The organism is Oxalobacteraceae sp. CFBP 8761 (assembly GCA_014841595.1).
Classification (GTDB): domain Bacteria; phylum Pseudomonadota; class Gammaproteobacteria; order Burkholderiales; family Burkholderiaceae_D; genus Telluria.
Map to the genome: position 1 here is coordinate 96084 of JACYUE010000005.1, position 26544 is coordinate 122627.

Here is a 26544-nt window from a genome sequence, read left to right on the forward strand (position 1 = left end):
CTACAGCCAGGGTGCGTCACTGTCACCGCATTCTTTGGCCTCTAGCCTAGAATGGCGGTATCGTCCGGCCAGGCCGGCACCCACTACTTCTTCGCGACCGTTCACATGATCACACGACAAGACTGCCTGGCCCTCGACGCGGCCGACCCGCTGGCGCCCCAGCGCAATGCCTTCGCGCTGCCGGACGGCGTGATTTACCTCGATGGCAATTCGCTCGGCGCCCGCCCCCGCGCGGCCCTGCAACGCGCGCAGGACGTGATCGCCGCCGAATGGGGCAATGACCTGATCCGCAGCTGGAACACGGCCGGCTGGTACGACCTGCCGCAGCGCCTGGGCACCCTGATCGCGCCGCTGATCGGCGCCGCGGCCGATGAAGTGGTGGTCACCGATTCCACCTCGGTGAACCTGTTCAAGGCGCTGGCCGCGTCGCTCAAGATGCAGGCCGACGCGCCGGCGCACGCCGCCCGCCGCATCATCCTCACCGAGCGCGACAACTTCCCGAGCGACATCTACATGGCCGAAGGCCTGATCGGCTGGCTCGAGCGCGGTTACGAGCTGCGCCTGCTCGACAGCTGGGCCGACCTGCCCGCTGCTCTGGAAGGCGACGCCGGCGCCCAGGTGGCGGTCGTGATGCTCACGCACGTGAACTACCGCACCGGGCGCATGCTCGACATGAAGACGATCACGGCGCAGATCCACGCCGCCGGCGCGCTGGCGATCTGGGACCTGGCCCATTCGGCCGGCGCCGTTGAGGTCGACCTGAATGGCGCGCAGGCCGACTTCGCGGTGGGCTGCACCTACAAATTCCTCAATGGCGGGCCGGGCGCACCAGCGTTCATCTGGGTGCCACAGCGCCATCACGCGCAGTTCACGCAGCCGCTCACCGGTTGGTGGGCGCACCGCCAGCCGTTCGCGATGCAGCCGGCGTTCGCGCCGGTGGCCGGCATCAAGCGCGCGATGTGCGGCACGCAGCCGGTGGTGGCGCTGGCGCTGATCGAATGCGGACTGGCCGTATTCCAGGACGTGACCATGGCGGCGCTGCGCAAGAAGTCGCTCGCGCTGTCGGACCTGTTCCTGGCGCTGCTCGAACAGGAATGCGCCGCGCATCCGCTGGAGCTGATCACGCCGCGCAATCACGCAGACCGTGGCAGCCAGGTGAGCGTGACGCATCCGCACGGCTACGCGGTGATGCAGGCCCTGATCGCGCGCGGCGTGATCGGCGACTACCGCGAGCCGCAGGTGATGCGCTTTGGTTTCACGCCGCTGTACACGGGGTATGACGATGTATGGCAGGCGGTGATGGTGCTCAAGGATATCCTGGACCGCAGCGACTATCAGGTCGATGCCAAGCGCACTGCGGTGACCTGAGCGATTCTCGGTCAATTCTCAAGAGAGGACACGATGCCCTGCCCTGTTACCCCGGATTCGTCCGCCAGCAATGCCGATGTGAGTGGCTGCCCGGTCTCGCAGCCCGGCTACCACGGCGCCAAGCTCGATTTCAGCAAGGACATGAGCTACGGCGACTACCTCTCGCTCGACACGATCCTCAATGCCCAGCATCCGCTGTCGCCCGAGCACAACGAGCTGCTGTTCATCGTCCAGCACCAGACCAGCGAATTGTGGATGAAGCTGATGCTGCACGAGCTGCACGGTGCGCGCGACAATATCGCGCGGGGCCAGTTGCCCGCGGCGATGAAGATGCTGGCGCGCGTGGCGGCGATCATGAATCAGCTCGTGCATGCGTGGGATGTGCTGGCGACGATGACGCCCCCCGAGTACACGGCGATCCGCCCGTACCTGGGCGCGTCGTCGGGGTTCCAGTCGCATCAGTATCGCGAGATCGAATTCATCCTGGGGAACAAGAACGTCACGCATTTGCAGGTGCATCAGCACAAGCCTGACGCGCATGCGGCGCTACAGGGCGTGCTGGATAAACCGTCGCTGTATGACGAAGCGATCCTGGTGATGGCGCGCAGCGGGTTGACCGTGGATGCGGCGCGGCTTGCGGGACCGTGGCATCAGGCGACGCGGTCGGATCCGTCGGTGAAGGCGGCGTGGATGGTCGTGTATCGCGACACTGACCAATATTGGCCGCTGTATGAGCTGGGTGAGAAGCTGGTGGATATTGAGACGGCGTTTCGCTTGTGGCGCTTCCGGCATGTGACGACAGTGCAGCGCGTGATTGGTTTCAAAACCGGCACGGGCGGCACGGACGGTGTGGGGTATCTGCGCAAGATGCTCGATGTCGTGCTGTTCCCGGAATTGTTCGAACTGCGTACCGAGCTGTAATCACCTTCATTCAAGGACCGCCTGCCATGATTTCCCATCTCGACCATTTGGTGCTGACCTGCACCGATCTCGATGCGACCAAGCATTTTTATACGGAGGTGATGGGCATGCGTCTGGAGACCTTCGGCGCGGGTCGCATCGCCTTCAAGTTCGGCAACCAGAAGATCAACCTGCACCAACGCGGCGCCGAGTTCGAGCCGAAGGCGCACCTGCCGGTGCCGGGGGCGCTGGATCTGTGTTTCATTGCCTCTACACCGCTTGATAAGGTGATTGCGCACCTGGGCAAGTGCGACTGGCCGATTGTCGAAGGGCCGGTCGAGCGGACTGGGGCGACCGGCAAGATCCGCTCGGTGTATGTGCGTGATCCGGATCTGAATCTGATCGAGATTTCAGAACTGATGGGCTGAAATGGTCGCGGCATGATGAGCTTGCAGTGGCACTAGTATGCAAGCCGTTTTTTACTTTCTTGATCAAACGCTCGATATGGCGGGGCACAAAAAAAGCGCCGTGAGTCACAGACCCACGGCGCTTGATCGCTTCAACAACATTCAGTCTTAAAACGGAATGTCGTCATCCATATCCGAGAAGTTCGGAGCCGGCTTCGGCTGCGGACGTGCTGCCGGTGCCGGTGGCGCCTGACGTGGCGCTTGCTGGCGTGGCTGCTGTGGCGCCGAGTAGTCGTCGTCCATGCCGCCACCGCCCATACCGCCACCCATGCCGCCGCCGTCGCCGCCCATGCCCTGGCGACCGCCCAGCATCTGCATGTTTTCAGCGATGACGTCGGTTGCGTAGCGCTCGATGCCATCCTTGTCGGTGTACTTGCGGGTCTGGAGGCGGCCTTCGACGTAGACCGACGAGCCTTTTTTCAGGTATTGCGCGACGATCTCAGCCAGGCGGCCGAAGAACGAAATACGGTGCCACTCGGTCAGCTCTTTTTGCTCGCCGGTGTTGCGGTCTTTGGATTTGTACGAGGTGGCGACCGCGATGTTCGCGATGGCGTCGCCGCTCGGCATGTAGCGCACTTCCGGATCGCGGCCGAGGTTGCCAACGATGATGACCTTGTTAACTGATGCCATTTGATTACTCCTGCTGGGTATGATCAGCCCTGACTCTGCATGCTTCTAGGCGTCAGGGAACGTGGTGGTACAGCCTACTATTATGAGGCCGGCGCCCGGATTTGCCACAACAATTTGTTGTCACCCGTCAGCCGTAACGCCACGTCATCCCGTCGATTTTATTGTCAATCCGACCTCATCCATAGCTCAGCAGGGAAATTTATTTTGCGATTCTAGATGCTTTGTCATTGAACCGTTCAGAGGGCAACCCACATACGGCGGACATGTCGTTGTCCAGGCCATCGCGCCATCCGGATGCGCTTGCCGAACCGGCAATGCGCACATTAGAACCACTGGACAAATATACAGCCGTAACAAAAACCAGCTACACTAACGGGTTCTCCCCGATTGGCCCGCTGACCCGGTCGCTTAGCGTTCGCGGCTCCGCCACGGTGGCCCACATAAACTAATAGAAAGTCTGCCCAACTTAATGGAAGAAATTCGCATTCGTGGTGCCCGCACGCACAATCTGAAGAACATCAACCTCGACCTGCCGCGCAACAAGCTGATCGTGATCACGGGTTTGTCGGGCTCGGGCAAGTCGTCGCTCGCTTTCGACACCTTGTACGCCGAAGGCCAGCGCCGCTATGTCGAGTCGCTGTCGGCCTACGCGCGCCAGTTCCTGCAGCTGATGGAAAAGCCCGATGTCGACTTGATCGAGGGCCTGTCCCCTGCCATTTCGATCGAGCAGAAGGCAACCTCGCACAATCCGCGCTCGACCGTCGGCACCGTCACCGAAATCCACGATTACCTGCGCCTGCTGTACGCGCGCGTCGGCACGCCGTATTGCCCGCAGCACCCGCACCATCCGCTGGCCGCGCAGACCGTGTCGCAGATGGTCGACTCGGTGCTGGCCATGCCGGAAGGCACCAAGCTGATGATCCTGGCGCCCGTTGTAGCGGGCCGCAAGGGCGAGCATGGCGACCTGTTCCTGGCAATGCAGGCCCAGGGTTTCGTGCGGTTCCGTATCGCCAGCGGCGTGGCTGCGGCCAAGATCTACGAGATCGACGAGCTGCCCAAGCTGAAGAAGACCGAGAAGCACACGATCGACGTCGTGATCGACCGCATCAAGGTCAATCCGGACATCAAGCAGCGTCTGGCCGAGAGTTTCGAGACCGCACTGCGCCTGGCCGATGGCCGCGCGGTCGCGTACGAAATGGACACCGAAAACATGACGGTGTTCTCGAACAAGTTCGCCTGTAATGTCTGCGGCTACTCATTGCAAGAGCTGGAACCGCGCCTGTTCTCGTTCAATAACCCAATGGGCGCCTGCCAGGAATGCGACGGCCTGGGCCACATCGAATTCTTCGATCCGAAACGGGTCGTGGCTTTCCCGCACCTGTCGCTGGCGTCCGGCGCCGTGAAGGGCTGGGACCGCCGCAACCAGTTCTACTTCCAGATGCTGCAGAACCTGGCGTCGCACTACGACTTCGACCTCGACATACCGTTCGACAAACTGCCGGCGGCATCGCAGGATGCGGTGCTGTTCGGCTCGGGCAAGACGGCAATCCCGTTCAGCTATGTGAACGAGCGCGGCCGCACCGTGATTCGCGAGCACACGTTTGAAGGCGTCGTCAACAACCTGCAGCGCCGCTATCGCGAAACCGATTCGATGGCGGTCAAGGAAGAGCTGGCGAAGTTCATCAACGAGAAGAAGTGCCCGTCGTGCGAAGGCGCGCGTCTGCGCACCGAAGCGCGCTACGTAAAAATCGGTCAGGGTGCCCAGCAGCGCGCGATCTATGAAGTATCCGATAAGCCGCTGCGCGATACGCTCGAGTTCTTCGAAACGCTGGAACTGACCGGCGCCAAGAGAGACATCGCCGAACGCGTGATCAAGGAAATCATTTCGCGCCTCAAGTTCCTGAACAACGTCGGCCTGGATTACCTGTCGCTCGACCGCAGCGCAGACACCTTGTCCGGCGGCGAAGCGCAGCGCATTCGCCTGGCGTCGCAGATCGGCTCGGGCCTGACGGGCGTCATGTACGTGCTCGACGAGCCGTCGATCGGCCTGCACCAGCGCGACAACGATCGCCTGATCGCGACGCTGAAACACCTGCGCGACATCGGCAACAGCGTGCTGGTGGTCGAGCACGACGAAGACGCGATCCGCACCGCCGACTACATCGTCGACATGGGACCGGGCGCGGGCGTACACGGCGGGCAGATCATCGCCGAAGGCACGCTCGAGCAGATCATGAAGAACGAGCATTCGGTCACGGCCCAGTATCTCGATGGCCGGCGCCGGATCGAAGTGCCGAAGAAGCGTACCAAGGCCGATCCGGCGCGCCAGCTGGTGATCACGGGCGCCAAGGGCAATAACCTGAAGGACGTGACGCTGACGCTGCCGGTGGGCTTGATGACCTGCATTTCGGGCGTCTCGGGTTCGGGCAAGTCGACCCTGATCAACGACACGCTGTATCCGGCGCTGTCGCGTCACCTGTACGGCTCGCAGACCGAGCCGGCCGAGCACACGTCGATCCACGGCCTGGAACACTTCGACAAGGTGATCTCGGTCGACCAGGCGCCGATCGGCCGCACGCCGCGCTCGAATCCGGCGACCTACACGGGCCTGTTCACGCCGATCCGCGATCTGTTCTCGACGGTGCCGACGGCCAAGGAACGAGGCTACAGCGCGGGCCGCTTCTCGTTCAACGTCAAGGGCGGGCGCTGCGAAGCGTGCCAGGGCGATGGCGTGATCAAGGTCGAGATGCACTTCCTGCCGGACGTGTATGTGCCGTGCGACGTCTGCCACGGCAAGCGCTACAACCGCGAAACGCTGGAAGTCAATTACAAGGGCAAGAACATCACGGAGGTGCTGGAACTGACCGTCGAGGATGCGCACGAGTTCTTCAAGCCGGTACCGGTGATTGCGCGCAAGCTGCAGACGCTGCTGGACGTGGGTCTCGGCTACATCAAGCTGGGGCAGAGTGCGACCACCTTGTCGGGCGGTGAAGCACAGCGCGTGAAACTGTCGCTCGAGCTGTCCAAGCGCGACACGGGCCGTACGCTGTATATCCTGGATGAACCGACGACCGGCCTGCACTTTGCCGACATCGACCTGCTGCTGAAGGTGATCCATCGCCTGCGCGACCAGGGCAATACGCTGGCGATCATCGAGCACAATCTGGACGTCATCAAGACGGCGGACTGGGTGGTCGACCTGGGGCCGGAAGGCGGCGCCGGCGGTGGTGTCATCGTGGCGACGGGTACACCGGAAGACGTGGCCAAGAACAAGGGCAGCGCCACCGGCAAGTATCTGAAGCCATTGTTGAAGGCGCCTGCAAAGGCGTAACACGCCGCTGCAGGCAGCACGATCAAACAGGGGCAACGCCAGCGGCGCTGCCCCTGTTTTTTTATGCGCGCAAGGCCTGCATTGCCGCGCTGATGAACGCGCGCATGCGCTCGTCGACCATCCCGGATTGCCGCAGTGCCGGCTCATTCTGCAAGGCTTGCCGGATCTTTTTCTGGGTTGCCGGCTGGTCGCCTGCAAACGAACGGAACAGATCGAACCACGCCAGCGCCAGCGCACGTGCCTGCGGCGAGTCGGGCGCATGGCCTTCGTCCATCGCCGTGCGGACTTGCGCCACCAGTGGCGGCCACTCGGCATCGCGCTTGCCAAAGTTGGCGCGCATGAAGGCAAACTCGTCGTCGTCGAGATAATTCCGGTAAATCGACAACTGGTGCGCTTTCGATGCCGCCAGGATGAACGCCATCATCTGCGGTGAAATGCCGGTGCGCTCCTGCACGCTGGGTTCGTGCTCGTGCATCGCGTTCAGCTTGGCAAACAGGATCGGATTGTTCCCCGTATCGCGCCTGACCATCGCCATCCACTGCGTTGCCAAAACCTGTGCCTGGGGATCACCAGGGTCGGTGCCGGCATCCATCAGCGCCTGCACTTGCGCCACTAGTGCCTGCCACTCGGGCTCGACATCATCGGCCTGGGTATAGATGGGTAATTGCGTGAGTTCTTCCTGCGAAAAATACTTGTCGTACATGGTCATGTGCTCCAGCGTTGTCAGCCAATCGGCCAGATCCGGTTCCTGTCCGTCGGCCAGCTGCCCCTGCAGTTGCGACAGGCGGCTGCGCAAGGCTTTGGCCTGCTGGATCTGCTCGGTCAGCAGGCCGATCTGGCGCGCGACAACCGTGGCCAGTGACAGGTCGGCTCTGGTGAGGGTGGTTCCGATGTCGGCCAGCGCCAGCCCGAACCTGCGCAATGCCAGAATGCGGTGCAGGCGGGCGATGTCGGCTTCGTTGTACAGCCGGTAGCCGGCGTCGGAACGCGCAGAAAGCGATAGCAACCCGATCGCGTCGTAGTGGTGCAAGGCACGGACCGTCAAGCCAGTGCGTTTTGCCAGTTCCCCAATTTTCAGCAGCATCGTCTCACCCTTTCTTCATGCGTGAAGACAGGATGGAACCTGACGCCACGTGAGGGTCAAGCCTACAATGAATCAGGGGCAGCGCCACCGGCGCTGCCCCTGTTCTTTTTTTTATATTTTCACCGCCATGAAGACGGCGCCTCCCCCACCAGGCAGTTCGAGCTTACGCTCAAGCAGCCAGTTGTTTCTCCAGCCGGTCACGCGTGGCCACCAGCTCTTGCGGCAGGTGGTAGGCCAGCTTCTCGAACAGCTCGGTATGCAGTTTCAGTTCTTCGCGCCAGGCATCCTTGTCGATCGACGTGATCTGCGCAAATTGCTGCTCGCTGAAGTCCACGCCTTCCCAATTCAGGTCGGTATAGTTCGGCGTGGTGCCGAACAGGTGCTCGGTGCCGCCGGTGGCGCCGGCGGTGCGGTCCAGGATCCATTTCAGGACGCGCATATTGTCACCGTAACCTGGCCACACGAAGTTGCCCTGCGCATCGGTGCGGAACCAGTTGACGCAGAAGATCTTTGGCAATGCCGCTGGATCAATTGCTTCGACCTTCTTGCCCAAATCGAGCCAGTGCTGGAAGTAGTCGCTCATGTTGTAGCCGATGAATGGCAGCATCGCGAATGGATCGCGGCGCACGACGCCCATCTGGCCGGCGGCGGCGGCGGTGGTTTCGGAACCCATCGCGGCGGCCATGTAGACGCCTTCCACCCAGTCGCGCGCTTCGGTCACCAGCGGCACGGTCGTCGAACGACGGCCACCGAAGATGAACGACGAAATCGGCACGCCGGCTGGATCGTCCCAGGCAGCATCGATCACCGGATTTTGCGTTGCGGCGACCGTGAAGCGTGCGTTCGGATGCGCCGCCTTGGTACCCGATGCCGGCGTCCAGTCCTTGCCCTGCCAGTCGATCAGGTGGGCCGGTGCTTCCTTGGTCATGCCTTCCCACCAGACGTCGCCGTCGTCGGTCAGCGCGACGTTGGTGAAGATGACGTTTTCACGTAGCGAGGCCATGCAGTTCGGATTGGTCTTGTCGTTGGTGCCCGGGGCCACGCCGAAGTAGCCGGCTTCCGGATTGATCGCGACCAGCTTGCCATCGGCGCCCGGCTTGATCCAGGCGATGTCGTCGCCAATGGTCGTGACTTTCCAGCCATTGAATGCCTGTGGCGGGATCAGCATTGCGAAGTTGGTCTTGCCGCAGGCCGACGGGAACGCGGCGGCGATGTATTTCTTGTCGCCCTGTGGCGATTCGACGCCCAGGATCAGCATGTGTTCGGCCAGCCAGCCGGTGCCGCCCTGCTGCGCTTCTTGATAGCCCATGTTCGACGCGATGCGCAGCGCGAAGCACTTCTTGCCCAGCAGCGCATTGCCGCCGTAGCCCGAGCCGAACGACCAGATTTCGCGGGTGTCCGGATAGTGGACGATGTACTTGGTGGCATTGCATGGCCATGCGACATCGGCCTGGCCATCGACCAGCGGCATGCCGACCGAGTGCACGCACGGCACGAAGTCACCGTCCTGGCCCAGCACGTCGTACACGGCGCGGCCCATGCGCGTCATGATGCGCATGTTGACGGCGACGTACGGCGAGTCGGACAGTTCGACGCCGATATGGGCGATTGGCGAACCGAGCGGGCCCATCGAGAACGGCACCACGTACAGCGTGCGGCCGGTCATGCAACCGTCGAACAGGCCGTGCAGCGTATTGCGCATTTCGGCCGGTTCCATCCAGTTGTTGGTCGGGCCGGCTTCTTCTTTCGTGGCCGAGCAGATGTAGGTGCGGTCTTCGACGCGCGCCACGTCCGACGGATCGGACCAGGCCAGGTAGGAATTTGGACGCTTGGCCGGGTTCAGCTTTTTCATCGTGCCAGCGGCAACCATTTCGGCGCACAGGCGGTCGTATTCGTCTTCCGAACCGTCGCACCAGTAGATGCTGTCAGGCTTGGTCAGCGCAGCAATCTCAGCCACCCAATTGATGAGTTTTTGATGTTTGATGTAAGCTGGGACGTTCAGTGCGGCGACGCCGCCCATCACGGGTTGGTTCATGGGGATACCTCCAAATGCCAATTAAGAATTCGGGTGGACCGTTACCTTGCATCGTCTTCAGCCGGGGCGCCCTGCGGTCGATCACGACGTTGGGCAGGCACTCTGCGGCAGAAGCAGGCGTCAACACTTGACGACACAGCGGGCAGGTCGGCAGCTTCGAATGAAGCTGTGCGGTGCGTCTCGTGAGCACCGTTGGATACGTGTCATTCGCTTAAGTTCTGCGCCGATTGTACACCCGCAAAACGGCGTTTCGACGGGTTTCACTACAAAAAAGTAGGAAAAATGCCCGACTAATGTAGTAGGCTATTTGGGCATTTGCCCTATCGTGTTATTTGTTTACAGGCAGATCATACAATTGTGACAACACCAATGAAAATCGCGATTCTTGACGACTATCAAGACGCTGCACGCCGTCTCGCGTGCTATCCCCTGCTCGATGGCCACGAGGTCAAAGTGTTCCAGAGCTCGACCCGCGGCCTGGGCCAGCTTGCTATCCGGCTGGCCCCGTTCGATGCGCTGGTGCTGATCCGCGAACGCACCGCCTTCTCTGCGGCCCTGCTCGCCAAGCTGCCCAACCTGAAACTGATTTCGCAAACCGGCAAGGTCAGTGGCCATATCGACGTCGCCGCTGCGACCGCACGCGGTATTGCAATTGCCGAGGGCGTCGGCTCACCGATTGCACCGGCAGAATTGACGTGGGCCCTGATCATGGCGGCCAGTCGCAAGATCGTGCCGTATGCCACCAATCTGAAAGAAGGACTGTGGCAGACGGCCTCGACCAATCCGGTACTGAACGGCGTGGGCCGCGTGCTGCACGGCCGCACGCTCGGGCTCTGGAGTTACGGCAAGATCGGCAAGCTGGTGGCTGGCTATGCGCGCGCGTTCGGGATGCGCGTGGTGGTATGGGGTAGCGAAGCGAGCCGGCAGGCCGCGATCGCCGATGGCATTGAGGCGGCGCCGTCGCGTGAGGCGCTGTTCGAGATGGCCGATGTGCTGAGCCTGCACCTGCGCCTGGCTGAATCGACCCGTGGCATCGTCACGGCAAGCGATCTGGCCCGCATGAAACCGGACGCGCTGTTCGTCAATACCAGCCGCGCCGAACTGGTGGCCGATGGCGCGCTGGAAAGCGCCTTGAAGAAAGGCCACCCTGGCATGGCGGCGCTGGACGTGTTTACCAGCGAGCCGCTGGGACCGGATTCACCATTGCTGCGCATTCCGACCGTGCTGGCGACACCGCACCTGGGGTATGTCGAGCAGGATAGTTACGAGTTGTATTTCAGCGCGGCGTTCGAGAATATCGTGCAGTTCGCGCAGGGTACGCCGACCAATATTCTCAATCCAGAGGCGTTGAACAAACGCTGAGCACAAGACGCCGCAAGCTCAGCGCAGTTCGGGCTCGCCTTTGATGTTGATCTTCGGCGCCGGCAGCACATGCGTGCCGGTCCAGAGGCCAGCCCAGCCTGGCGGCCAGCCGATGTCCGGCCCGGCATAGGGTTTGAGGCCCGCGCGCACCGGCACGATCGGCACCGGTGGCGCTTCGATCAGGCCGCCACCCGGTGGCCGCTCCATGTTCAGGCTATACATGTAGCCGGGCAGCAGCAGGTCGCATGCCTGCGCGAACCACGCGGTGTGGTCTTCGTCGCGGCCCAGTGCCTCAGCGAGTCCTTGCGGATCGAACTTGGCCAGTGCGTGGATCAGCTCATCGGTGCTCGCGCCCGGCACATCGTTCCAGCCCATGACCGGGTTGTTGTTGTACTCGGCGCCCGAGCCATACCAGCCTTCGCGCCAGGTGCGCTGCATCCAGTTGCGCGGCCCCGTGAACAGGTGCCAGCGCCAGTGCAGGCCGGACGGCTTGGGCCACGAGTACAGATAGAGTTTCTGGTAACCGGCCTCGTGCAGCGCACGCACGACGGCCATCAGGCGCGCGTGCGGCATGCGGTCAGGCGGGGCGCGCCGGAACAGGATCGGCTCGCCGTCGGCGTGCTGCACTTCGTCGTTCGACAGGTTCAGGTCTTGCGCTCGCGACTCGTTGCCGAAGCGCGCCGACACCCACCCGGTGAGCAGGTTGACATGCGTGATCACGCCATAGCCGCGATGGCGCTGGAAGATCACGGTTCCGGGGGCAACTGCTTTCATGGCAAATATAGAAATAGACTGTAGAAAAGGAAAATGGTGGGGGAAATACTCATCCGATCCGGACGATTCTAGCGCAGTCGCCTGGAGATCGCCGGTGGTTTGGCGATATCATGGGGACCTTTTTTCAGCGAGTGGATAAACCAACATGACTTTGCGACTCATCGCCACCGGCGGCACTTTCGACAAGCATTACAACGAACTCAATGGTGTGCTGGGCTTCGCCGAAAGCCATTTACCAGAGGTCATCAAGCGCAGCCGCATGACGGTGCCAGTGGCGCTGGACGTGCTGCCGCTGCTCGATTCGCTCGAGATGGGCGACGCCGACCGCGAGCGTGTGCTGACGACCTGCCGGGCTGCCTCCGAGAAAGCCATCGTGATCGTGCACGGTACCGACACGATGCGCGAGACGGCTGCTGTGCTGGGCGCGGCGGGCCTGGACCAGACCATCGTGCTGACCGGCGCCATGATCCCGTATGCGATCGCCAATTCCGATGCGCTGTTCAACCTGGGCTTTGCCTGCGGCGTCGCGCAGGTGCTGCCGGCCGGTGTATACGTGGCGATGAACGGTCAGGTGTTCCCTTGGGATAACGTGACCAAGAACCGCAGCGCCGGCGTGTTCCAGGGATTGTAAATAAAAATGGCCGGACACCAGGTCCGGCCGTTCGATGCACCGGCGCCTGATTCAGGCGCCGTGTGTCTGACGCCTGATTACGCCTTGGCTTCGCCGCCCAGCGCTTCGACGATATCAGCCAGCATCTTCGACAGCTCGCCCGTCATCAGGACGATATCGTTGTCGAAACGCTCGTCGTCGTTGTGGGTCGCGCTTTCGCCTTCCTTGATCACGTCCAGCGGCTTGATGCCCTTGATCGCCAGCGACTCGGTCAGCACGAAGCTGACGCGGTCGTTCCAGGTCATGGCCAGGCGCGTGCACTGCTTGCCGGCGGCGATGTGGCGGCGGATGTCGTCCGGCTCCAGCGTGTGCTTCACGTAGCGCACTGCGGCGCGGCTTTCGCCGGTGGCGCGCAGTTCGGTGTCCTGGTCGATCGTGAAGCCGTACGGCGCTTCATCGGCTTCGAGCCAGCCGGTCATCACGGCCACCGGCGAGCGCTGCACACGGAGCGACTCCAGCGGCATCTTGTCGACGGCCTTGAGCAGCAGCTTGACGACGTCGTCGGCCTTGGCCGGGCTGGCCGCATCGACCACGAGCCAGCCATTGACCGGGTCGATCCAGGTCCAGACATTGCTGCGCAGCGTAAAGGCGCGCGGCAGCAGTTCGTCGGCCACGCGCTCCTTCAGTTCCTTCATGGCTTTTTTGCCTGGCGGGAAGCCCTGCGCTTCTTCCATTTCGGCCGCCTTGGCCTTGGCCACCTGGTTGATGACCGATGCCGGCAGCAATTTCTTTTCGGTGCCCAGCATGATCAGCATCTGCTTGTTCACGACATGGACCAGGCCGCCGTTCGGGCGCGGCGCATCCCAGCCCTGGCGCAGCAATTCGTTGCTGTTGGCAGGCACAAAGCTGCCCGGCTCGAGGGCCTTTTCCAGCTGTTCAGGGGTGTAGGCCCAAGGGGCCGGCAGGCGATAGATCTGGAGATTCTTGAACCACATAGGTTTAATCCGCTTGTTTCGATATTTCTAGGGAACGACATTCTACGCTGCGCAGCAGCCACAGCGTCAAAAATGTCAGGGGGTTGTCGCGTCGTCCAGAGAATCGTCGAACAGCCGTAACTGCTCGACAATCTCGGTGTCGCCCAGGCGCACGCCGACGCCCAATAATCGCACCGGCCGGCTGGCGCGTGCCCAGCCGGTCTCCAGTAAACGTCCATAGGTCGGAATGTTGGGCGCATATCCCACACATTCGACCGTTGTCTGCTGGAAGTCCGAAAACTTGATCTTCACGAACAGCTTGTTGATGAATTTCTCAGCATTTGCCCGCTTGATCCGGCCCAGCAAATGCTCGTGCAGATCAGGCAGCAGCTTCAGGCAGGCGGCCAGGTCGGGCACGTCCGGCGTGTAGGTTTCCTCGGTGCTGATCGACTTGCGCTCGCGCGAGGTATTCACTTCGCGATGGTCGATCCCGCGGCTCAGGTCATACAGCCGCACGCCGAAGCTGCCCATATGTTCCTGCAACTTGTCCAGACTCCAGCCGCGCAGGTCGGCGCAGGTCTGGGCGCCGAGCCGGTTCAGTTTTTCAGCCGTGACCTTGCCCACGCCGTGCAGTTTCTTGACCGGCAGCGCCGCAACAAACGCGTCGACTTCTTCGGGCCGCACCAGGAACAGGCCGTCAGGCTTGTTCCAGTCGCTGGCGATCTTGGCGACGAACTTGTTCGGCCCCACGCCGGCCGAGGCCGTGATGCCCACCGTCTCGACGATGCGGCGCCGGATCTCCTGCGCGATCAGCGTCGCGCTGCCCTTGCAGTGCGGCGAATCGGTCACGTCCAGATAGGCTTCGTCGAGCGACAGCGGCTCGACGATCTCCGTGTAATCCTGGTAGATGGCCATGATCTGGCTGGACGCGATGCGGTACTTTTCCATTGCCGGCGGAATCACCACCAGCTCCGGACACAGCTTCATCGCCTGGGCCGTGGCCATCGCCGAATGGATGCCGAAGCGGCGCGCCTCGTAATTGCAGGTGGCAACCACGCCACGCTGGTCGGCGCGCCCGCCCACCGCCAGCGGCCGGCCGCGCAACGACGGATCGTCGCGCATCTCGACCGATGCATAAAAGCAGTCGCAATCGCAGTGGATGATTTTTCGGGCTGGGGCGTTCACGCTGGCGGGCCGCCCCATGCGGTCACAAACTGCCGGGGTCGCTTACTGTAATTGCATACAGTATCTTCTAAAAATCTTCCCCATGCAAATCTTGCTTATTTCTTGGCATTCTTCCCGGTAAAGCCGTTCTTCACCTTGCTGAAGTCGGCCTTGCGGATCATCCCGTGCACGCCCTTGGTGCCGTCGACCACCTGGCTGACCTGGAAGTCGCTGGCTGCGCTCAGATAGGCAAATGCGGTGGGACGGTCCATGCCCAGCATCTCGGTCAGGAAGCGGATCGATTCGCGCGTGGCATCCTTCATCGCTTCATCCAGATCGGGGTTCAGGCCGATCGTCACCCAGTGATCGGCCGTTTCGCCCAGCGGCCTGGCCAGGCTGCCCGAGCGCGATGGAATGCCGGGGTCGCCCTTTTTCAGCACCGTGATGCGGAAGGTCGGGCGCATCGAATGCTCGAGTGCGGTCAGCGCCACCTCGCCGTCACCCTGCGCCATATGCGGGTCGCCCGTGTAGAAATTGCCGCCCTTGACCAGCACCGGCAGGTAGACGGTCGAACCGACGCCCAGGTCGTTGATGTCCATATTGCCACCGTACAGGCCGGGCGGCACCGAGTGCACCGGCTTGGTCGTGTCAGCCGCGACTCCCATCACGCCCATGAACGGCGCGGTCGGGAACGTCACTTCGGTGCCGTCGGCGGTCTTCATCACGGCTTCCCACTTGCCCGCCTTGGTGCGCCGGATCGGGGTGAACACCGATACGTTGTTGTAGGCGCTCGGGTTGGCTGCCGAGGCATCTGCTGTCGGCTTCGGCGTTTCCGGGAATTCGCCGGGCAATGCCCCCTTGCCGTGGCGATTCGAAATCACGCCATACGGCACGCGCGGCACGGCCGACAGCAGCTCGACCTTGAGCACGTCGCCCGGCTCGGCGCCGTCGATCGCCACCGGCCCCGTCACGATGTGCGGCCCGTCCTTGGCAAAATCATGGGCCATCGACGAGCCCGTGATGGCGATGCCATCCTTGAGGACCATATTGGCAGGAATGCCCTTGCTGCCAAAATACGCCAGCGGATTGCGGCCCTGGTCCTCGACCAGGCCTTCATGCGACAGCGTGTCGAAGACAATCGTCGCACCGGACGGGATCGACAGCACCGGTTTCGTGGCCGCGTTCGGCAAATAGCCCCAGGTGACCGTTTCCACCGTCGAGGGCACGTAATACACCTCGTGCCTGGTGCCGGGGACGACGACCCGCCCCGGCTTGTCGGCCAGCGGTTGCAGCGGGAGCTTGTCGGCGGTCTGGGCGAACACCGCCGTTGCGGGTGCAAACACGGCCAGGGCAAGGGCGGTCGCGAGCGTAATGGTGCGCAGTTTCATGATGGACTCCGGTCGATGGCTGCTTGGCAGGGAACCCTGCATGCATGCAATCAACGTGCCATGTGAAATCAGGCAGATCACGCGGCAGCCCGGCCATATGCGCACCGGCGAGGTGCGCAGGCGCGGTCTACCGTGTCACTGACAGCGCATACCGGCCATTGCTGGTGCCGGTGCCGCCACTGGTAAAGAGCACGCGCAGATAGAGGACCGCCGTGCTGGTGCTGGTATTGGCGAAGGTGGCGGTGTCGGCCACGCCGGCGCGGTTCACGCTCGCGCTCAGTTGCTTGCCTGCGCTGTTGTACAGCTGCAGGTCATAGTTGGCCGTTGCCAGCACCGCGCTCAAGCTGGCCTTGAGCGTGTTGCCGGCCGGCAGATCGACCCGGAAGTAATCGGTATCGGTCGTCGTGCCCAGGTTGCCGGTAACGCTGGCATTGACAGGCGTGACGGGATCGGCCGTGGCGATGGTGTTGTTCGCTTCGGTCTCGGCAACCACGACAGGTGCAGCGCTGTTTTTGGCCCATGCGGCGGCGGCCGCCGCATTGACGATGCCGGCGCCGCATCCCGTGCAACTGGCCGGAAACGCGCGCGCCGTTGACTTCAGCTGCGCGGCGATCACGTCCGGCGTCAGGTTGGTGTTGGCCGCCAACATCAGCGCAGCCACGCCGGCCACATGCGGCGCAGCCATCGACGTGCCCTGGTAGAGCGCGTAGGTGTCCGCCAGCGGCCCGCTCCGGCCGCTGTTGAGCGTGGAAAGCACGCCTGAGGCGCCATCGCCGCCCGGCGCGGCCAGCGCGACCAGGGTGCCGAAATTGGAATAGCGTGCCCGCCCGCCGGTGCGGCCAGTAGCGGCCACCGCGATCACGCCGGTGCAGTTGGCCGGACTCGCGTTTCTGACGTCCATGGCCGAATTGCCCGCTGCGGCCACCACCACCGCGCCGCGCGAGCGTGCCCCGTTGACCGCGTTCTGCATCGTCGCGCTGCAGGCCCCGCCCCCGCCCAGCGACAGGTTCAGCACGCGCGCCTTGTTGGGATTGGCCGGCACGCCGGAAACGGTACCACCGGATGCCCAGGTGATCGCATCGGCGATATCGGAGGTGTAGCCACCGCACTTGCCCAGCACGCGTACCGGCAGGATCTTGGCGTTGTACGCCACGCCCGCCACGCCGGCGCCATTGTTGGTACGCGCTGCCACCGTGCCGGCCACATGCGTGCCGTGCCAGCTGGATGGCTGGTCGGAAAATGGCTGGCCGCCGCCGCAGGCGCCGGCCGTGATGCCGTCACCCGGGTCGCTGGCATCGTTGTCGCGCCCGTTGCCGTCATTGCCGATGGCGGCGGTGCTGATGAAGTCGTAGCCCGGCAGGATCTGCCCGCTCAGGTCGGCGTGCGGGCGGTAGCCGGTGTCGATCACGGCCACTACCACGCCGGTACCGGTCGAGATATCCCAGGCGGCCGGCAGGCGCAACCCGCCAACGGTATCGTAGTAATGCCACTGGTCGTTATAACGCGGGTCGGTCGGCGTGGCCGAGTGGGTCATGATGCGGTCTGGCTCGGCATATTCGATCGACGCATCGCGCATCATCATCTCGGTCGCCAGCGAGCGCACCTCGGCCAGATTGTGCCGGCGATCGAGCTTGAACACCTTTGCGCCGTTCGACAGCGCATGGCTCTCCCGGACCAGCACGCCAAATTGCTGACCGGCGCGATCAATCCTGGCCTTGCGCGCGCTGCTCCCACCTTCCACGATCACCGTCGATCCATTGGCGGCGGGTTGGGCGTCGCGGTACTTCACGATGACGCGGTCGGTTTCCAGAATGGATTGCGGCTCTTGGGAGCCTGCGGCGGCGGCGAACGCCGGGAGGGATGCCAGCGCCAGCCAGAGTGCAGCGCGCTGCGTCAACGCCATGGCGTGCATCGAATACGTTTGCTTCATGATTTTTCCCGTTCAAGTTCTGCATCAGGCATGTCGATGCGCCTGAGTCATGACAAGACCAGCTGCACCGGGTGCCGCACGATAGCGGCAGGTTCAAGAGTAGCCCCAAGGAAACATATTGTCGCGTGGAAAATTACACCCTTTCAGCATAGTTACAACACTTGCACTGGTCGTTTCCTCATTAACATTTTTTCTTTGGCGTAACTTTTTGAACGCGAAATATGTACCGGCTTATTTTTGTTGATTAATAATCATGAACAGAGAATCTTGAACCGAAAAAAAACACGCGCGAACGAATCGCGCGTGTCCTGGATCCAAAAAACGACCCTGGCCATGAAGATGGCGCAGGGTCACTGGCTTACCAATTCAGCTTCAGCGAATAGCGGCCGTTGGTCGTGCCCGTGCCGCCACTGTAATAGGTCACCCGGACGTAACGGATCGCCGTGCTGCTGGTGGTATTGGCCGAATTGACGGTATCGGTCGCGCCGGCGCCGTTCTGGCTGGTGCCCAACTGCGCACCGGTGCTGCTGTAGACGTACAGGTCGTAGTCGGCCGTCGTCGATGTCGCGGTCAAGCTCGCCGCCAGTGTCTTGCCGGCTGGCAGATCGACGCGGAAATAATCGGTGTCGGTCGTGCTGCCCAGGTTGCCGGTGACGGTCGTGTTGCTGGCCGCGACCGCATCTGCCGTGCCCGTCGTGTTGTTCGACTCGCTCTCGGCCAGCGTGGTGACCGGTGTGCCGCCACCGCCCCCTGTGGCCGACGCCACGGCAGCGGCGGCATCGACGATGCCGGTGCCGCAACCCGAGCAGCTGGCCGGGAACGCGCGCGCCGTCGACTTGAGTTTCGACTCGATCTCGTCCGGCGTCAGGTTGGTGTTGACCGCCAGCATTAGCGCCGCCACGCCGGCCACGTGCGGCGTGGCCATCGACGTGCCCTGGTAGGCTGCGTAGCTGTCCGCGGCCGGTGCGCCGGTGCCGCTGTTGAGCGTCGACAGCACGCCCGAGGCGCCATCGCCGCCAGGCGCTGCGACGTCCACCAGCGTGCCGAAGTTCGAGTACGACGCGCGCCCGCCGGTACGGCCGGTGGCCGCCACCGCGATCACGCCCGAGCAGTTGGCAGGACTGGCGTTGCTGACGTTGACGGCGTCGTTGCCGGCAGCGACCACCACCACCGCGCCGCGCGAGCGGGCACCGTTGATCGCGTTTTGCGTGGTTGCATCGCAGGCGCCGCCGCCGCCCAGCGACAGGTTCAGCACGCGCGCCTTGTTGGCATTGGCCGGTACGCCCGACACCGTGCCGCCGGACGACCAGGTGATGGCGTCGGCGATGTCGGACGTGTAGCCACCGCACTTGCCCAGCACGCGTACCGGCAGGACCTTGGCGTTGTAGGCCACGCCTGCGACGCCGGCGCCGTTGTTGGTGCGCGCTGCCACCGTGCCGGCCACGTGCGTGCCGTGCCAGCTCGATGGCTGGTCACGGGTTGGCTGGCCATTGCCGCAGGAACCGGCGGTGACGGCGTCGCCCGGGTCGCTCGCGTCGCTGTCGCGGCCGTTACCGTCGTTGCCGATGGCGGCGGTGCTGATGAAGTCGTAGCCGGCCAGTTGCTGGCCGCTCAGGTCGGCATGAGGCCGCGAGCCGGTGTCGATCACGGCCACGATCACGCCGGCGCCGGTCGAGACATCCCAGGCGGCCGGCAGGCGCAGGCCACCCGCCGTTTCGTAGTAATGCCACTGGTCGGTATAGCGCGGGTCGGTCGGCGTGGCCATGTGCGTCATGATGCGGTCCGGCTCGGCATATTCGATCGACGGATCGCGTGCCATCATCTCGGCGGCCAGGGACTTCACTTCGGCAAGATTGCGCTTGCGGTCGAGCTTGAACACTTTCGCGCCGGTGGAAATCGGGTGACTTTCCTGGACCACCATACCGAACTGCTGGCCGGCACGGTCGAGCTTGGCCTTGCGCTCGCTGCTGGTACTGGCCACGCGTGCAGCGATGCCATTGACGGCCGGTTGCGCGTCGCGGTACTTCACGATGATCCGGTCGGTTTCCACAATGAACTGTGGCCCCGGGGACGCCGCATCGCCCGCAGCCGCCAGGGCTGCGCTCGAGGTCAGCGCCAGGGATACCGCGGCGCACATCTTCAATACGACAGGACGAATCGAATGCGTTTGCTTCATTTTTCTTCCTTGTTCAAGGTTTTCCGTCGGGCGAAAGGGCTCGCCCGTATCGTTGTAAGTCCGGACATTGCCGGCGCCGCATCGAGGCGGCTCAGCCAGCGTAGCGCGAAAGAAAGATTTGACGGAACGCAAACCTGAAGAAGTGAAGCGTGCATACAACGGTTACATGCCTAAATTTTGCAAAACCATGTTTTGTTCGGCGAAACACAAATTTAACAGAATACTTGACACCTAAAATTTGTTGACGAAGATTTATCGCATAGTTCTCAGATGCAAAAAAGGGCCGCGCAATGCGCGGCCCTTTTCGTTCGTGACACGCCAGCCTCATGCGAGGCCGGTCAATTCTTAGAAATTACCCTTGAATTGCATGCCCCACTGGCGCGGCTCGTTGGTGAAGCCGGTCAGGTTGTTGAAGTCGATCGCACCGGTAATACGGCGCTGGTCGAGCACGTTGCGGCCGAAGGCTGCGACTTCATACTTGCCGTTGCCGAAGATGTAGCCGACGCGCACGCCGCCTTCGGTCAGTGGTGCACCGGTGAACTCGGTCGACTCGTACAGGAAGAAGTTGACCTTGCTGCGGTAAGACCAGTCGGTGTAGAAGTACAGCTCGCCGTCACGGAACGGCACGCCGTAGCGGGCCGTCGCGTTGAAGGTCCAGCGCGGTGCCTGTGGCAGTGCGTTGCCGTCGATCACGACACGGCCGGCGCCGTTGATCGGATCGGTTATCGTGCACTGCGCGCAGCGGTTGACCGACAGGCTGCCGTCACGGATCTGCGTGTAGTTGTAGCTCGCGCCGGCGCTCATGCGCAGGGCGGTGCTGATCGCTGCTTCGAAGTCGAACTCGGCGCCGCGGCCCTTGGTCTTGTCGGCGTTGATCAGGCGGTTGACGTTCGAATTGCCACCCACCACGGTCAGCTGCTGGTCGTCGATCGTGTAGTCATAGATCGAGAACGAGCCACGTGCGCGGCGCTCGAACAGGTCAGCCTTGATGCCCAGCTCGACCGACTTGATGGTCTCGGCATCGGCCACGGTGATTGGCACCGACGCCGACGCAGCAGCGATACTCGGGGCGCGGAAGCCCGTTGCGGCGCGGCCGTACACGTTCACGTCAGGCGTGAGCTTGTAGGTAGTCGACAGATCCCAGCTGACCTTCTTCTTGTCCGCTTCGACCGACGACGGGCCGATCTGGACGACGTTGGTCGCTTCGATGGTGCGGAACTCTTTCTCGTCCTTGGTGTAGCGCACGCCGCCGCGGATGGTCCAGTCAGGGGTCAGGTTGTACGTTGCCGAAGCGAACGCGGCCCAGGCCTTGTTCTTCTGGGTCGACACCAGGCGCGAAGTGCGCGCGTAGGTGGTGCTGTCGAAGTTGTCGCTGCCGCCGGTGACGTCTTCATCGAAGAAGTAGACGCCGGTCTGCCAGTTGAACGGGCCGGTGTTCTGCGATTCGACGCGGAATTCCTGGCTGTACTGGTCGAGGTTGTTGATGTAGCCGTTGGTCTCGACCTGGAACGGGATGAAGCCCGGGCCGGTCGGCGTGCCGCCGTCGATGTCGCCGCGGCTCGAGTAACCGATGATGTGCTCGTAACCGGTGATCGACGACAGCTTGTAGCCGCCCAGATCCCATTCCAGACGCAGGTTGATGCCGTTGGTTTTCAGGTCCTGGTCATTCATCGCGTTGGTGACGATCTGGTCCAGATCGGTACCGTCGGCGAAGGTGTTGCTGCCCTTCTTGATCAGGTTGGCGCGGAACAGACGCGCGCTGCCATTGGTCTGACGCTGGTGGAAGCCCAGCAGGCCGGTAACACCATCTTTGCTGTACAAGAACTGCACGCGCTCGGCGTGTTCGTTGTAGCCGTCGAGCTCACCGCGTTTGGTGGTCTTGGCCGGAGTGCTGTAGTTGTCGACGTAGTCGTCGCGGTGCTGGCCGACAGCCGACACGCGCATCGCCACGTTGCTCGACAGCGGCACGTTGACGGCGCCTTCGGCATTGAACGTGTAGTGCGATGCCGCCGACACGTTGTAGTAGCCTTCGGTGCTGTTCAGGCGTGGCTTTTCGGACTCGAACTTGACGACGCCGGCCGGGGTATTACGGCCGAACAGCGTGCCCTGCGGGCCGCGCAGCACTTCGACGCTGGCCAGGTCGAAGATCGGGAAGCCCTTGAGGATCGGGTTCTCTTGCACGATGTCGTCGTACACGAGCGAGACCGGCTGCGAGGCGAAGGTGTTGAAGTCGGTATTGCCGTAGCCGCGGATGTAAAAGCGCGGGAAGGTACGGCCGTTCGACGATTCCACGTTCAGGCTCGGCACTTTGCCGGCCAGCAGGCGGATGTCGTCGCCACCCGAGACCAGGACGTCCAGCTTGTCACCCTTGAGGGCCGTCACCGACACCGGCACGTCGCGGATGTTCTCGGTACGGCGCTGCGCGGTCACGGTGACCGATTGCAGCTGCAGGGACTCGGGCGCCGGTTCGGCCGGGGCCGCCGTCTGGGCTGCAGCCTGGGCGATCGGCAGCAGGACGAGGAACGCCAGCGCTGCGCCATGGGAGCAGGTGACGCGCTTGTGCATCTTGGACATCTTGGTCATGGAGTATTTTCCTGGTGATGATAAAAGAACCGGTGTCTCCGTTCTTCTTTTCCAACGCCCCCCCGCCGGGTGCGCGGGCGGTGCTACCCCGCCCTTGGCAACGCGCATCTGTGGCGCCCATCTTTGCGATGTTTTAAGGTTGCCGACTTGCTAAAGGCGGTATTGTCCGTGATGGTTATCAGTCGGGCAAGCAAATAACTCGTTGACGCCATGATTACAACACATGCAGATCGTTGGCTGCGGACGAGGCCAGCAACCAGAAAAAATAGCGCTTTCGATATTTTTTCGAAAAACCCCTTGCAGACCCTCAAACGCACCCTCTATAATTCGGTCCTCTTCGACGCAATGACAAGCGTCAGTAGACATCAACGAGATGGGCGCTTAGCTCAGTTGGTAGAGCGGATCCCTTACACGGATTAGGTCGGGAGTTCGAGCCTCTCAGCGCCCACCAAGCATCTCGACGATGGATCGAAGGCTGATCTTAGTAAAACGGAGTGGTAGTTCAGTTGGTTAGAATACCGGCCTGTCACGCCGGGGGTCGCGGGTTCGAGCCCCGTCCGCTCCGCCAGCATCACTGAAGAAGGGTCCGATTCGTCGGGCCCTTTTTCTTTTTCTGCGCGCGTTTGCGTGACGGCTTGCACACCGCTGCCACGTTACGCCCGCTTGCGCATCAACTCCCCGATTTCCACCCGATCCCGCCCCGCGCGCTTGGCCGCATACAGTGCATGGTCGGCACGCGCCATGGCCCCACCCAGATCTTCGTGCGGATCGAGCACCACGACGCCGATGCTGACCGTCATCCGGTAGGTCGGACCGCTGGTGATGACCGTCGCTTCGCGGATCGCCCGACGCAACCGCTCGGCAGCCTGCACCGCCGCATCGAGATCGGCCCCGGGCAGCAGCAGCGCGAATTCTTCGCCACCCACGCGGCCGATCGTTTCGTGTTCGCGCAGGAGTTGCCGTATGGTGCGTGCAAATACCACCAGCGCCTCGTCGCCGGAAGCATGGCCCCAGCGGTCATTGATTTGCTTGAAGTGGTCGATGTCGATCATCAGGAGGCCCAGGCCGGTACGCTGACGCTGGGCCAGCAGGCGCGCGCCGTCGGCCTGTTCAAGAAATGCGTGGCGGTTTGGCAATCCTGTCAGGGAATCGGTCGTGGCCAGCTTCGCCATCCGGCTGTCGTCCTTCTGCTTGCACAGCAACAAAAAGCCGAAGCCGTTGACGATCATGAGCACGTAGCCCGTCAGGTACGCCACCTGCTGGGCAGCGCTGTGGTCGAGCGGGCCCTTGTTCAGCCATCCCGAAACGACCCAGACGGCGACAGCCGTGGCGAACAGCGCGTCGTTGATGCCGATGATCCGCTGCAGCAGCGACGCGCTGCGCCGGCGCAGCAGCGCCCACGCCATGGCAGCGGCGAAGAACGCCACCACGACACCCACGAGTACACTGAGCTGAACGTGACTGGCCCCACGCACTGCGCCCGCCAGCACGATGGCAGAAGACAACAGCGTGATCGGCAGCAGCACCCGGCCCCAGCGTGCGAAGCCGAAGAACACGCAATACGCCGCCATTTCAAGGGACATGGCGAGAATCCAGACGAGGCCCTCCAGGCCGACGATCAGCGGCAGGCCCAGTACCGGACTGGCCCAACCGATCAGCTGGCTCACGCCCATGCCAAGCCGCGCCCACATCCACAGGCGCAGCCCGGCACTGGGCGCGGCGCCGTGGGTGTATCCCGCCATCAGAATCGCAAAGCCGACGTTGCCGATGCCGAGTGCAAGAAGAAAAGTCTGTATATCAATCACTGCCTGTCCTTGAAAAGGCACTTGCACCCGCCTCGCCTCACCGCGCGCGGCTTTACAAAAAAACCACTTATGTTGCATTATGGAATTATGTTACACGTTTTTTAATACAGGCGAGCGCACGCTTGACCTGCCTTATGGACGCGCCGCCACACCGCCGCGCGCACGCGACGCTTTTTGATGCGTGGCAGCATCCGATCGCGGATAATCAAACAGACAACAGACCGCACCACCCTGGAGCACGCCTTGATTTTTCGTTTTCTCAAACCCCCGCGCATGTCGCCGCGCCTGCATCGGCTCAAGAGCTCATCGCTGTTTGCGGCGCTCACGCCGCTGGAACTGAAGATCGTCGATGGCTTGCTGCACGAGCGCCGCTATTTAAAAGACGAAATCATGTTCGACGAGGGCGAAGAGGGCCAGGCGCTGTATCTGTTGATGAGCGGCCGGGTGCGCATCAGCCGCCTGCACGAGGGCATGACGCAGGTCGTGGCCGAGCTCGAGCCGGGCGGCTTTTTTGGCGACCTGGCGCTGCTCGACAATTCGCCCCGCAATGCCCAGGCACGCGCCCTCGAGCCATGCGAAGTGGCCGTGTTCTTCCGCGCCGACTTCCTGGGCCTGATGGAAACCGACGCCGTCATCGGCTACAAGATCTCGCTGGCACTGGCGCGCCACATTGGCCTGCGCCTGCGTGAATGGATGGGCACCGGCCGGCCACAGCTGGAAGCGTTGTGAGCACCCACCTCGACCCTGCCCACGGCCCCGAGCGCGCCGGCCCGGTCGTCTGGACCGGCATCATCGGCGGCACCTGCCTGCTGCTGCTCGTCGTCCAGAAGCTGCTGTGGCTGGCCCTGCCCTTCATCTTCGGCGCCGTCCTGTATTACATCCTGCTGGGCCCGATGCAGCGCATGGTGCGCGCGGGCTTTGGCCGCAACGCTGCCGCGCTGTGGGTCTGCACGCTGTTCTTTACACTGACCGCGCTGGCGCTGACGGCCGCCATGGCCTGGGGCGACGGCCCTGAAGAAGATTCATGGGAAGCGACGATCAGCCTGTACCTCGACGGTGGCGTCGCCTTCGTACGCAATTCGATGGGTTTGCTGGAAGCGAAATTCCCGCTGCTGGCCGAGATGCGCCTGACGTCGACCGTCAATCGCGCGTTCACCAACTACACCAGCGACTTCGCGCAGAACCACCTGGGCGACATCGTCGTGGGCATCGTGACCTGGGTGCCGTCGCTGTTCCTGGCGCCATTTCTCAGCTTCTTCCTGCTGCGCGACGGTGTGCGCTTCAAGAAGTTCCTGGCGCGCGCGGTGCCGAACGCCTACTTCGAACCGGCGCTGTACCTGCTGCACGAAGTCGACCAGACCGCGCGCCGCTACTTCGAAGGCCTGCTCAAGCTGACGGTGCTCGACACGATCGTGCTGGCGCTGGGCCTGTGGATCATCGGCGTGTCCTCGCCCCTGCTGCTGGGCCTGATCTCGGCGGTGCTGGCCTGGGTGCCGTTCGTCGGCTCGATCGCCGGCTGCGCGCTGGTCGTCATCGTCGCCTCGACCGATGCGCCGGGCAACCCGCTGATGGCCTATGGCGCCATTGGCGTGTTCGTGCTGGTGCGCCTGCTGGACGACTTCATCTTCATGCCGGCCACGCTGGGCCGCAGCCTGCACATCCATCCGCTGGTCACAGTGCTGATGATCTTTGTCGGCGGCATGCTGGCGGGCGTGGTGGGACTGATGCTGGTGCTGCCGCTGCTGGGCGTGGTGATGGTGATTGGCGAGACGCTGGGCGTCCTGGTCACGCACCCGCGCCTGCGGGCGCGGCACCGCTATGCCAATTCGCTGCGCACACGACAGGCCAGCATGGACCTGGACATCGCGCGCGAACGGCGCGGGGCGCCAACGCCGAATGCGAAACTGAAGACCAAACCGTAACGGACAACATTGCACCACCGAAAAAAAACCGGCGCCCCAGG

At 62.9% G+C, this 26544-nt stretch carries 19 protein-coding genes and 2 tRNA genes; 10 read left to right on the forward strand and 11 right to left on the reverse strand.

What is annotated here, in order from left to right:
* The first annotated feature begins 105 nt into the window (after positions 1 to 105).
* From kynU to IFU00_21570, 3 genes are read left to right on the forward strand one after another with little or no spacing between them, the layout of a single operon-like run.
* Positions 106 to 1368 (forward strand): kynureninase, encoded by a 1263-nt coding sequence (gene kynU, locus IFU00_21560; GenBank protein ID MBD8544869.1) that lies wholly within the window; start codon positions 106 to 108, stop codon positions 1366 to 1368.
* Positions 1369 to 1401: 33 nt separating this feature from the next.
* Positions 1402 to 2289, forward strand: coding sequence for a tryptophan 2,3-dioxygenase (gene kynA / locus IFU00_21565; protein ID MBD8544870.1), 888 nt, complete (start codon positions 1402 to 1404; stop codon positions 2287 to 2289).
* Between the two features lie 26 nt (positions 2290 to 2315).
* On the forward strand, positions 2316 to 2696 hold the full coding sequence (locus IFU00_21570; protein MBD8544871.1) for a VOC family protein: 381 nt from the start codon (positions 2316 to 2318) through the stop codon (positions 2694 to 2696).
* 147 nt (positions 2697 to 2843) lie between these two features.
* Here the strand turns inward: IFU00_21570 and ssb are convergent, their stop codons facing one another.
* Positions 2844 to 3365: a single-stranded DNA-binding protein gene (gene ssb, locus IFU00_21575; GenBank protein MBD8544872.1), complete on the reverse strand. Its 522-nt coding sequence runs from the start codon at positions 3363 to 3365 to the stop codon at positions 2844 to 2846.
* A 469-nt stretch (positions 3366 to 3834) separates the two neighbouring features.
* Here ssb and uvrA point away from each other — a divergent pair, with 469 nt between their 5' ends.
* Entirely contained in the window at positions 3835 to 6696 is a 2862-nt protein-coding gene (gene uvrA, locus IFU00_21580; protein MBD8544873.1) for an excinuclease ABC subunit UvrA, read from the forward strand.
* Between the two features lie 61 nt (positions 6697 to 6757).
* On the opposite strand, the gene IFU00_21585 is transcribed toward uvrA, so the two are convergent.
* On the reverse strand, positions 6758 to 7780 hold the full coding sequence (locus tag IFU00_21585) for a TipAS antibiotic-recognition domain-containing protein (GenBank protein ID MBD8544874.1): 1023 nt from the start codon (positions 7778 to 7780) through the stop codon (positions 6758 to 6760).
* A gap of 169 nt (positions 7781 to 7949) precedes the next feature.
* Positions 7950 to 9815 (reverse strand): phosphoenolpyruvate carboxykinase (GTP), encoded by a 1866-nt coding sequence (locus IFU00_21590; GenBank protein ID MBD8544875.1) that lies wholly within the window; start codon positions 9813 to 9815, stop codon positions 7950 to 7952.
* Between the two features lie 369 nt (positions 9816 to 10184).
* On the opposite strand from IFU00_21590, the gene IFU00_21595 reads away from it, so the two are divergent.
* Complete coding sequence (locus tag IFU00_21595; GenBank protein MBD8544876.1) at positions 10185 to 11177, forward strand: D-2-hydroxyacid dehydrogenase family protein; 993 nt, start codon at positions 10185 to 10187, stop codon at positions 11175 to 11177.
* A gap of 18 nt (positions 11178 to 11195) precedes the next feature.
* On the opposite strand, the gene IFU00_21600 is transcribed toward IFU00_21595, so the two are convergent.
* The gene (locus IFU00_21600) at positions 11196 to 11951 is read right to left on the reverse strand and encodes an L-asparaginase (GenBank protein ID MBD8544877.1); all 756 of its coding nucleotides are present in this window, start codon (positions 11949 to 11951) and stop codon (positions 11196 to 11198) included.
* Between the two features lie 145 nt (positions 11952 to 12096).
* On the opposite strand from IFU00_21600, the gene IFU00_21605 reads away from it, so the two are divergent.
* On the forward strand, positions 12097 to 12582 hold the full coding sequence (locus tag IFU00_21605) for an asparaginase (GenBank protein MBD8544878.1): 486 nt from the start codon (positions 12097 to 12099) through the stop codon (positions 12580 to 12582).
* A 77-nt stretch (positions 12583 to 12659) separates the two neighbouring features.
* Here the strand turns inward: IFU00_21605 and IFU00_21610 are convergent, their stop codons facing one another.
* The 6 genes from IFU00_21610 to IFU00_21635 form a co-directional block, all read right to left on the reverse strand.
* Positions 12660 to 13556 (reverse strand): recombination-associated protein RdgC, encoded by an 897-nt coding sequence (locus IFU00_21610; protein MBD8544879.1) that lies wholly within the window; start codon positions 13554 to 13556, stop codon positions 12660 to 12662.
* A gap of 75 nt (positions 13557 to 13631) precedes the next feature.
* Positions 13632 to 14738 (reverse strand): DNA polymerase IV, encoded by a 1107-nt coding sequence (gene dinB / locus IFU00_21615; protein ID MBD8544880.1) that lies wholly within the window; start codon positions 14736 to 14738, stop codon positions 13632 to 13634.
* A gap of 77 nt (positions 14739 to 14815) precedes the next feature.
* A complete protein-coding gene (locus tag IFU00_21620; protein MBD8544881.1) occupies positions 14816 to 16087 on the reverse strand; it encodes an acetamidase/formamidase family protein in 1272 nt (423 codons plus the stop codon).
* 127 nt (positions 16088 to 16214) lie between these two features.
* Positions 16215 to 18017: a S8 family serine peptidase gene (locus tag IFU00_21625; GenBank protein MBD8544882.1), complete on the reverse strand. Its 1803-nt coding sequence runs from the start codon at positions 18015 to 18017 to the stop codon at positions 16215 to 16217.
* A 358-nt stretch (positions 18018 to 18375) separates the two neighbouring features.
* Complete coding sequence (locus IFU00_21630) at positions 18376 to 20193, reverse strand: S8 family serine peptidase (GenBank protein MBD8544883.1); 1818 nt, start codon at positions 20191 to 20193, stop codon at positions 18376 to 18378.
* Between the two features lie 345 nt (positions 20194 to 20538).
* Positions 20539 to 22776, reverse strand: coding sequence for a TonB-dependent receptor (locus IFU00_21635; protein MBD8544884.1), 2238 nt, complete (start codon positions 22774 to 22776; stop codon positions 20539 to 20541).
* A gap of 375 nt (positions 22777 to 23151) precedes the next feature.
* On the opposite strand from IFU00_21635, the gene IFU00_21640 reads away from it, so the two are divergent.
* Together IFU00_21640 and IFU00_21645 are read left to right on the forward strand one after the other, a co-directional pair.
* Positions 23152 to 23227, forward strand: a tRNA-Val gene (locus IFU00_21640).
* A gap of 40 nt (positions 23228 to 23267) precedes the next feature.
* Positions 23268 to 23344 (forward strand) — tRNA-Asp (locus IFU00_21645).
* A gap of 85 nt (positions 23345 to 23429) precedes the next feature.
* On the opposite strand, the gene IFU00_21650 is transcribed toward IFU00_21645, so the two are convergent.
* Positions 23430 to 24659: a GGDEF domain-containing protein gene (locus tag IFU00_21650; protein MBD8544885.1), complete on the reverse strand. Its 1230-nt coding sequence runs from the start codon at positions 24657 to 24659 to the stop codon at positions 23430 to 23432.
* A gap of 195 nt (positions 24660 to 24854) precedes the next feature.
* Between IFU00_21650 and IFU00_21655 the strand changes: the two genes are divergently transcribed.
* Positions 24855 to 25310, forward strand: a complete 456-nt coding sequence (locus IFU00_21655; GenBank protein MBD8544886.1) for a cyclic nucleotide-binding domain-containing protein — start codon at positions 24855 to 24857, stop codon at positions 25308 to 25310.
* Positions 25271 to 26503, forward strand: coding sequence for an AI-2E family transporter (locus tag IFU00_21660; GenBank protein MBD8544887.1), 1233 nt, complete (start codon positions 25271 to 25273; stop codon positions 26501 to 26503). The genes IFU00_21655 and IFU00_21660 overlap by 40 nt, the downstream gene beginning before the upstream one ends.
* Positions 26504 to 26544: the final 41 nt, after the last annotated feature.

Coding starts and splice junctions, on each gene's coding strand:
- ssb (MBD8544872.1), bottom strand. CDS start 3,365: ATGGCATCAGTTAACAAGGTCATCATCGTTGGCAACCTCGGCCGCGAT.
- kynA (MBD8544870.1), top strand. CDS start 1,402: ATGCCCTGCCCTGTTACCCCGGATTCGTCCGCCAGCAATGCCGATGTG.
- kynU (MBD8544869.1), top strand. CDS start 106: ATGATCACACGACAAGACTGCCTGGCCCTCGACGCGGCCGACCCGCTG.
- dinB (MBD8544880.1), bottom strand. CDS start 14,738: ATGGGGCGGCCCGCCAGCGTGAACGCCCCAGCCCGAAAAATCATCCAC.
- IFU00_21570 (MBD8544871.1), top strand. CDS start 2,316: ATGATTTCCCATCTCGACCATTTGGTGCTGACCTGCACCGATCTCGAT.
- IFU00_21630 (MBD8544883.1), bottom strand. CDS start 20,193: ATGAAGCAAACGCATTCGATTCGTCCTGTCGTATTGAAGATGTGCGCC.
- IFU00_21595 (MBD8544876.1), top strand. CDS start 10,185: ATGAAAATCGCGATTCTTGACGACTATCAAGACGCTGCACGCCGTCTC.
- IFU00_21605 (MBD8544878.1), top strand. CDS start 12,097: ATGACTTTGCGACTCATCGCCACCGGCGGCACTTTCGACAAGCATTAC.
- IFU00_21620 (MBD8544881.1), bottom strand. CDS start 16,087: ATGAAACTGCGCACCATTACGCTCGCGACCGCCCTTGCCCTGGCCGTG.
- IFU00_21650 (MBD8544885.1), bottom strand. CDS start 24,659: ATGCAACATAAGTGGTTTTTTTGTAAAGCCGCGCGCGGTGAGGCGAGG.
- IFU00_21625 (MBD8544882.1), bottom strand. CDS start 18,017: ATGAAGCAAACGTATTCGATGCACGCCATGGCGTTGACGCAGCGCGCT.
- IFU00_21655 (MBD8544886.1), top strand. CDS start 24,855: ATGTCGCCGCGCCTGCATCGGCTCAAGAGCTCATCGCTGTTTGCGGCG.
- uvrA (MBD8544873.1), top strand. CDS start 3,835: ATGGAAGAAATTCGCATTCGTGGTGCCCGCACGCACAATCTGAAGAAC.
- IFU00_21635 (MBD8544884.1), bottom strand. CDS start 22,776: ATGACCAAGATGTCCAAGATGCACAAGCGCGTCACCTGCTCCCATGGC.
- IFU00_21590 (MBD8544875.1), bottom strand. CDS start 9,815: ATGAACCAACCCGTGATGGGCGGCGTCGCCGCACTGAACGTCCCAGCT.
- IFU00_21610 (MBD8544879.1), bottom strand. CDS start 13,556: ATGTGGTTCAAGAATCTCCAGATCTATCGCCTGCCGGCCCCTTGGGCC.
- IFU00_21660 (MBD8544887.1), top strand. CDS start 25,271: ATGGATGGGCACCGGCCGGCCACAGCTGGAAGCGTTGTGAGCACCCAC.
- IFU00_21585 (MBD8544874.1), bottom strand. CDS start 7,780: ATGCTGCTGAAAATTGGGGAACTGGCAAAACGCACTGGCTTGACGGTC.
- IFU00_21600 (MBD8544877.1), bottom strand. CDS start 11,951: ATGAAAGCAGTTGCCCCCGGAACCGTGATCTTCCAGCGCCATCGCGGC.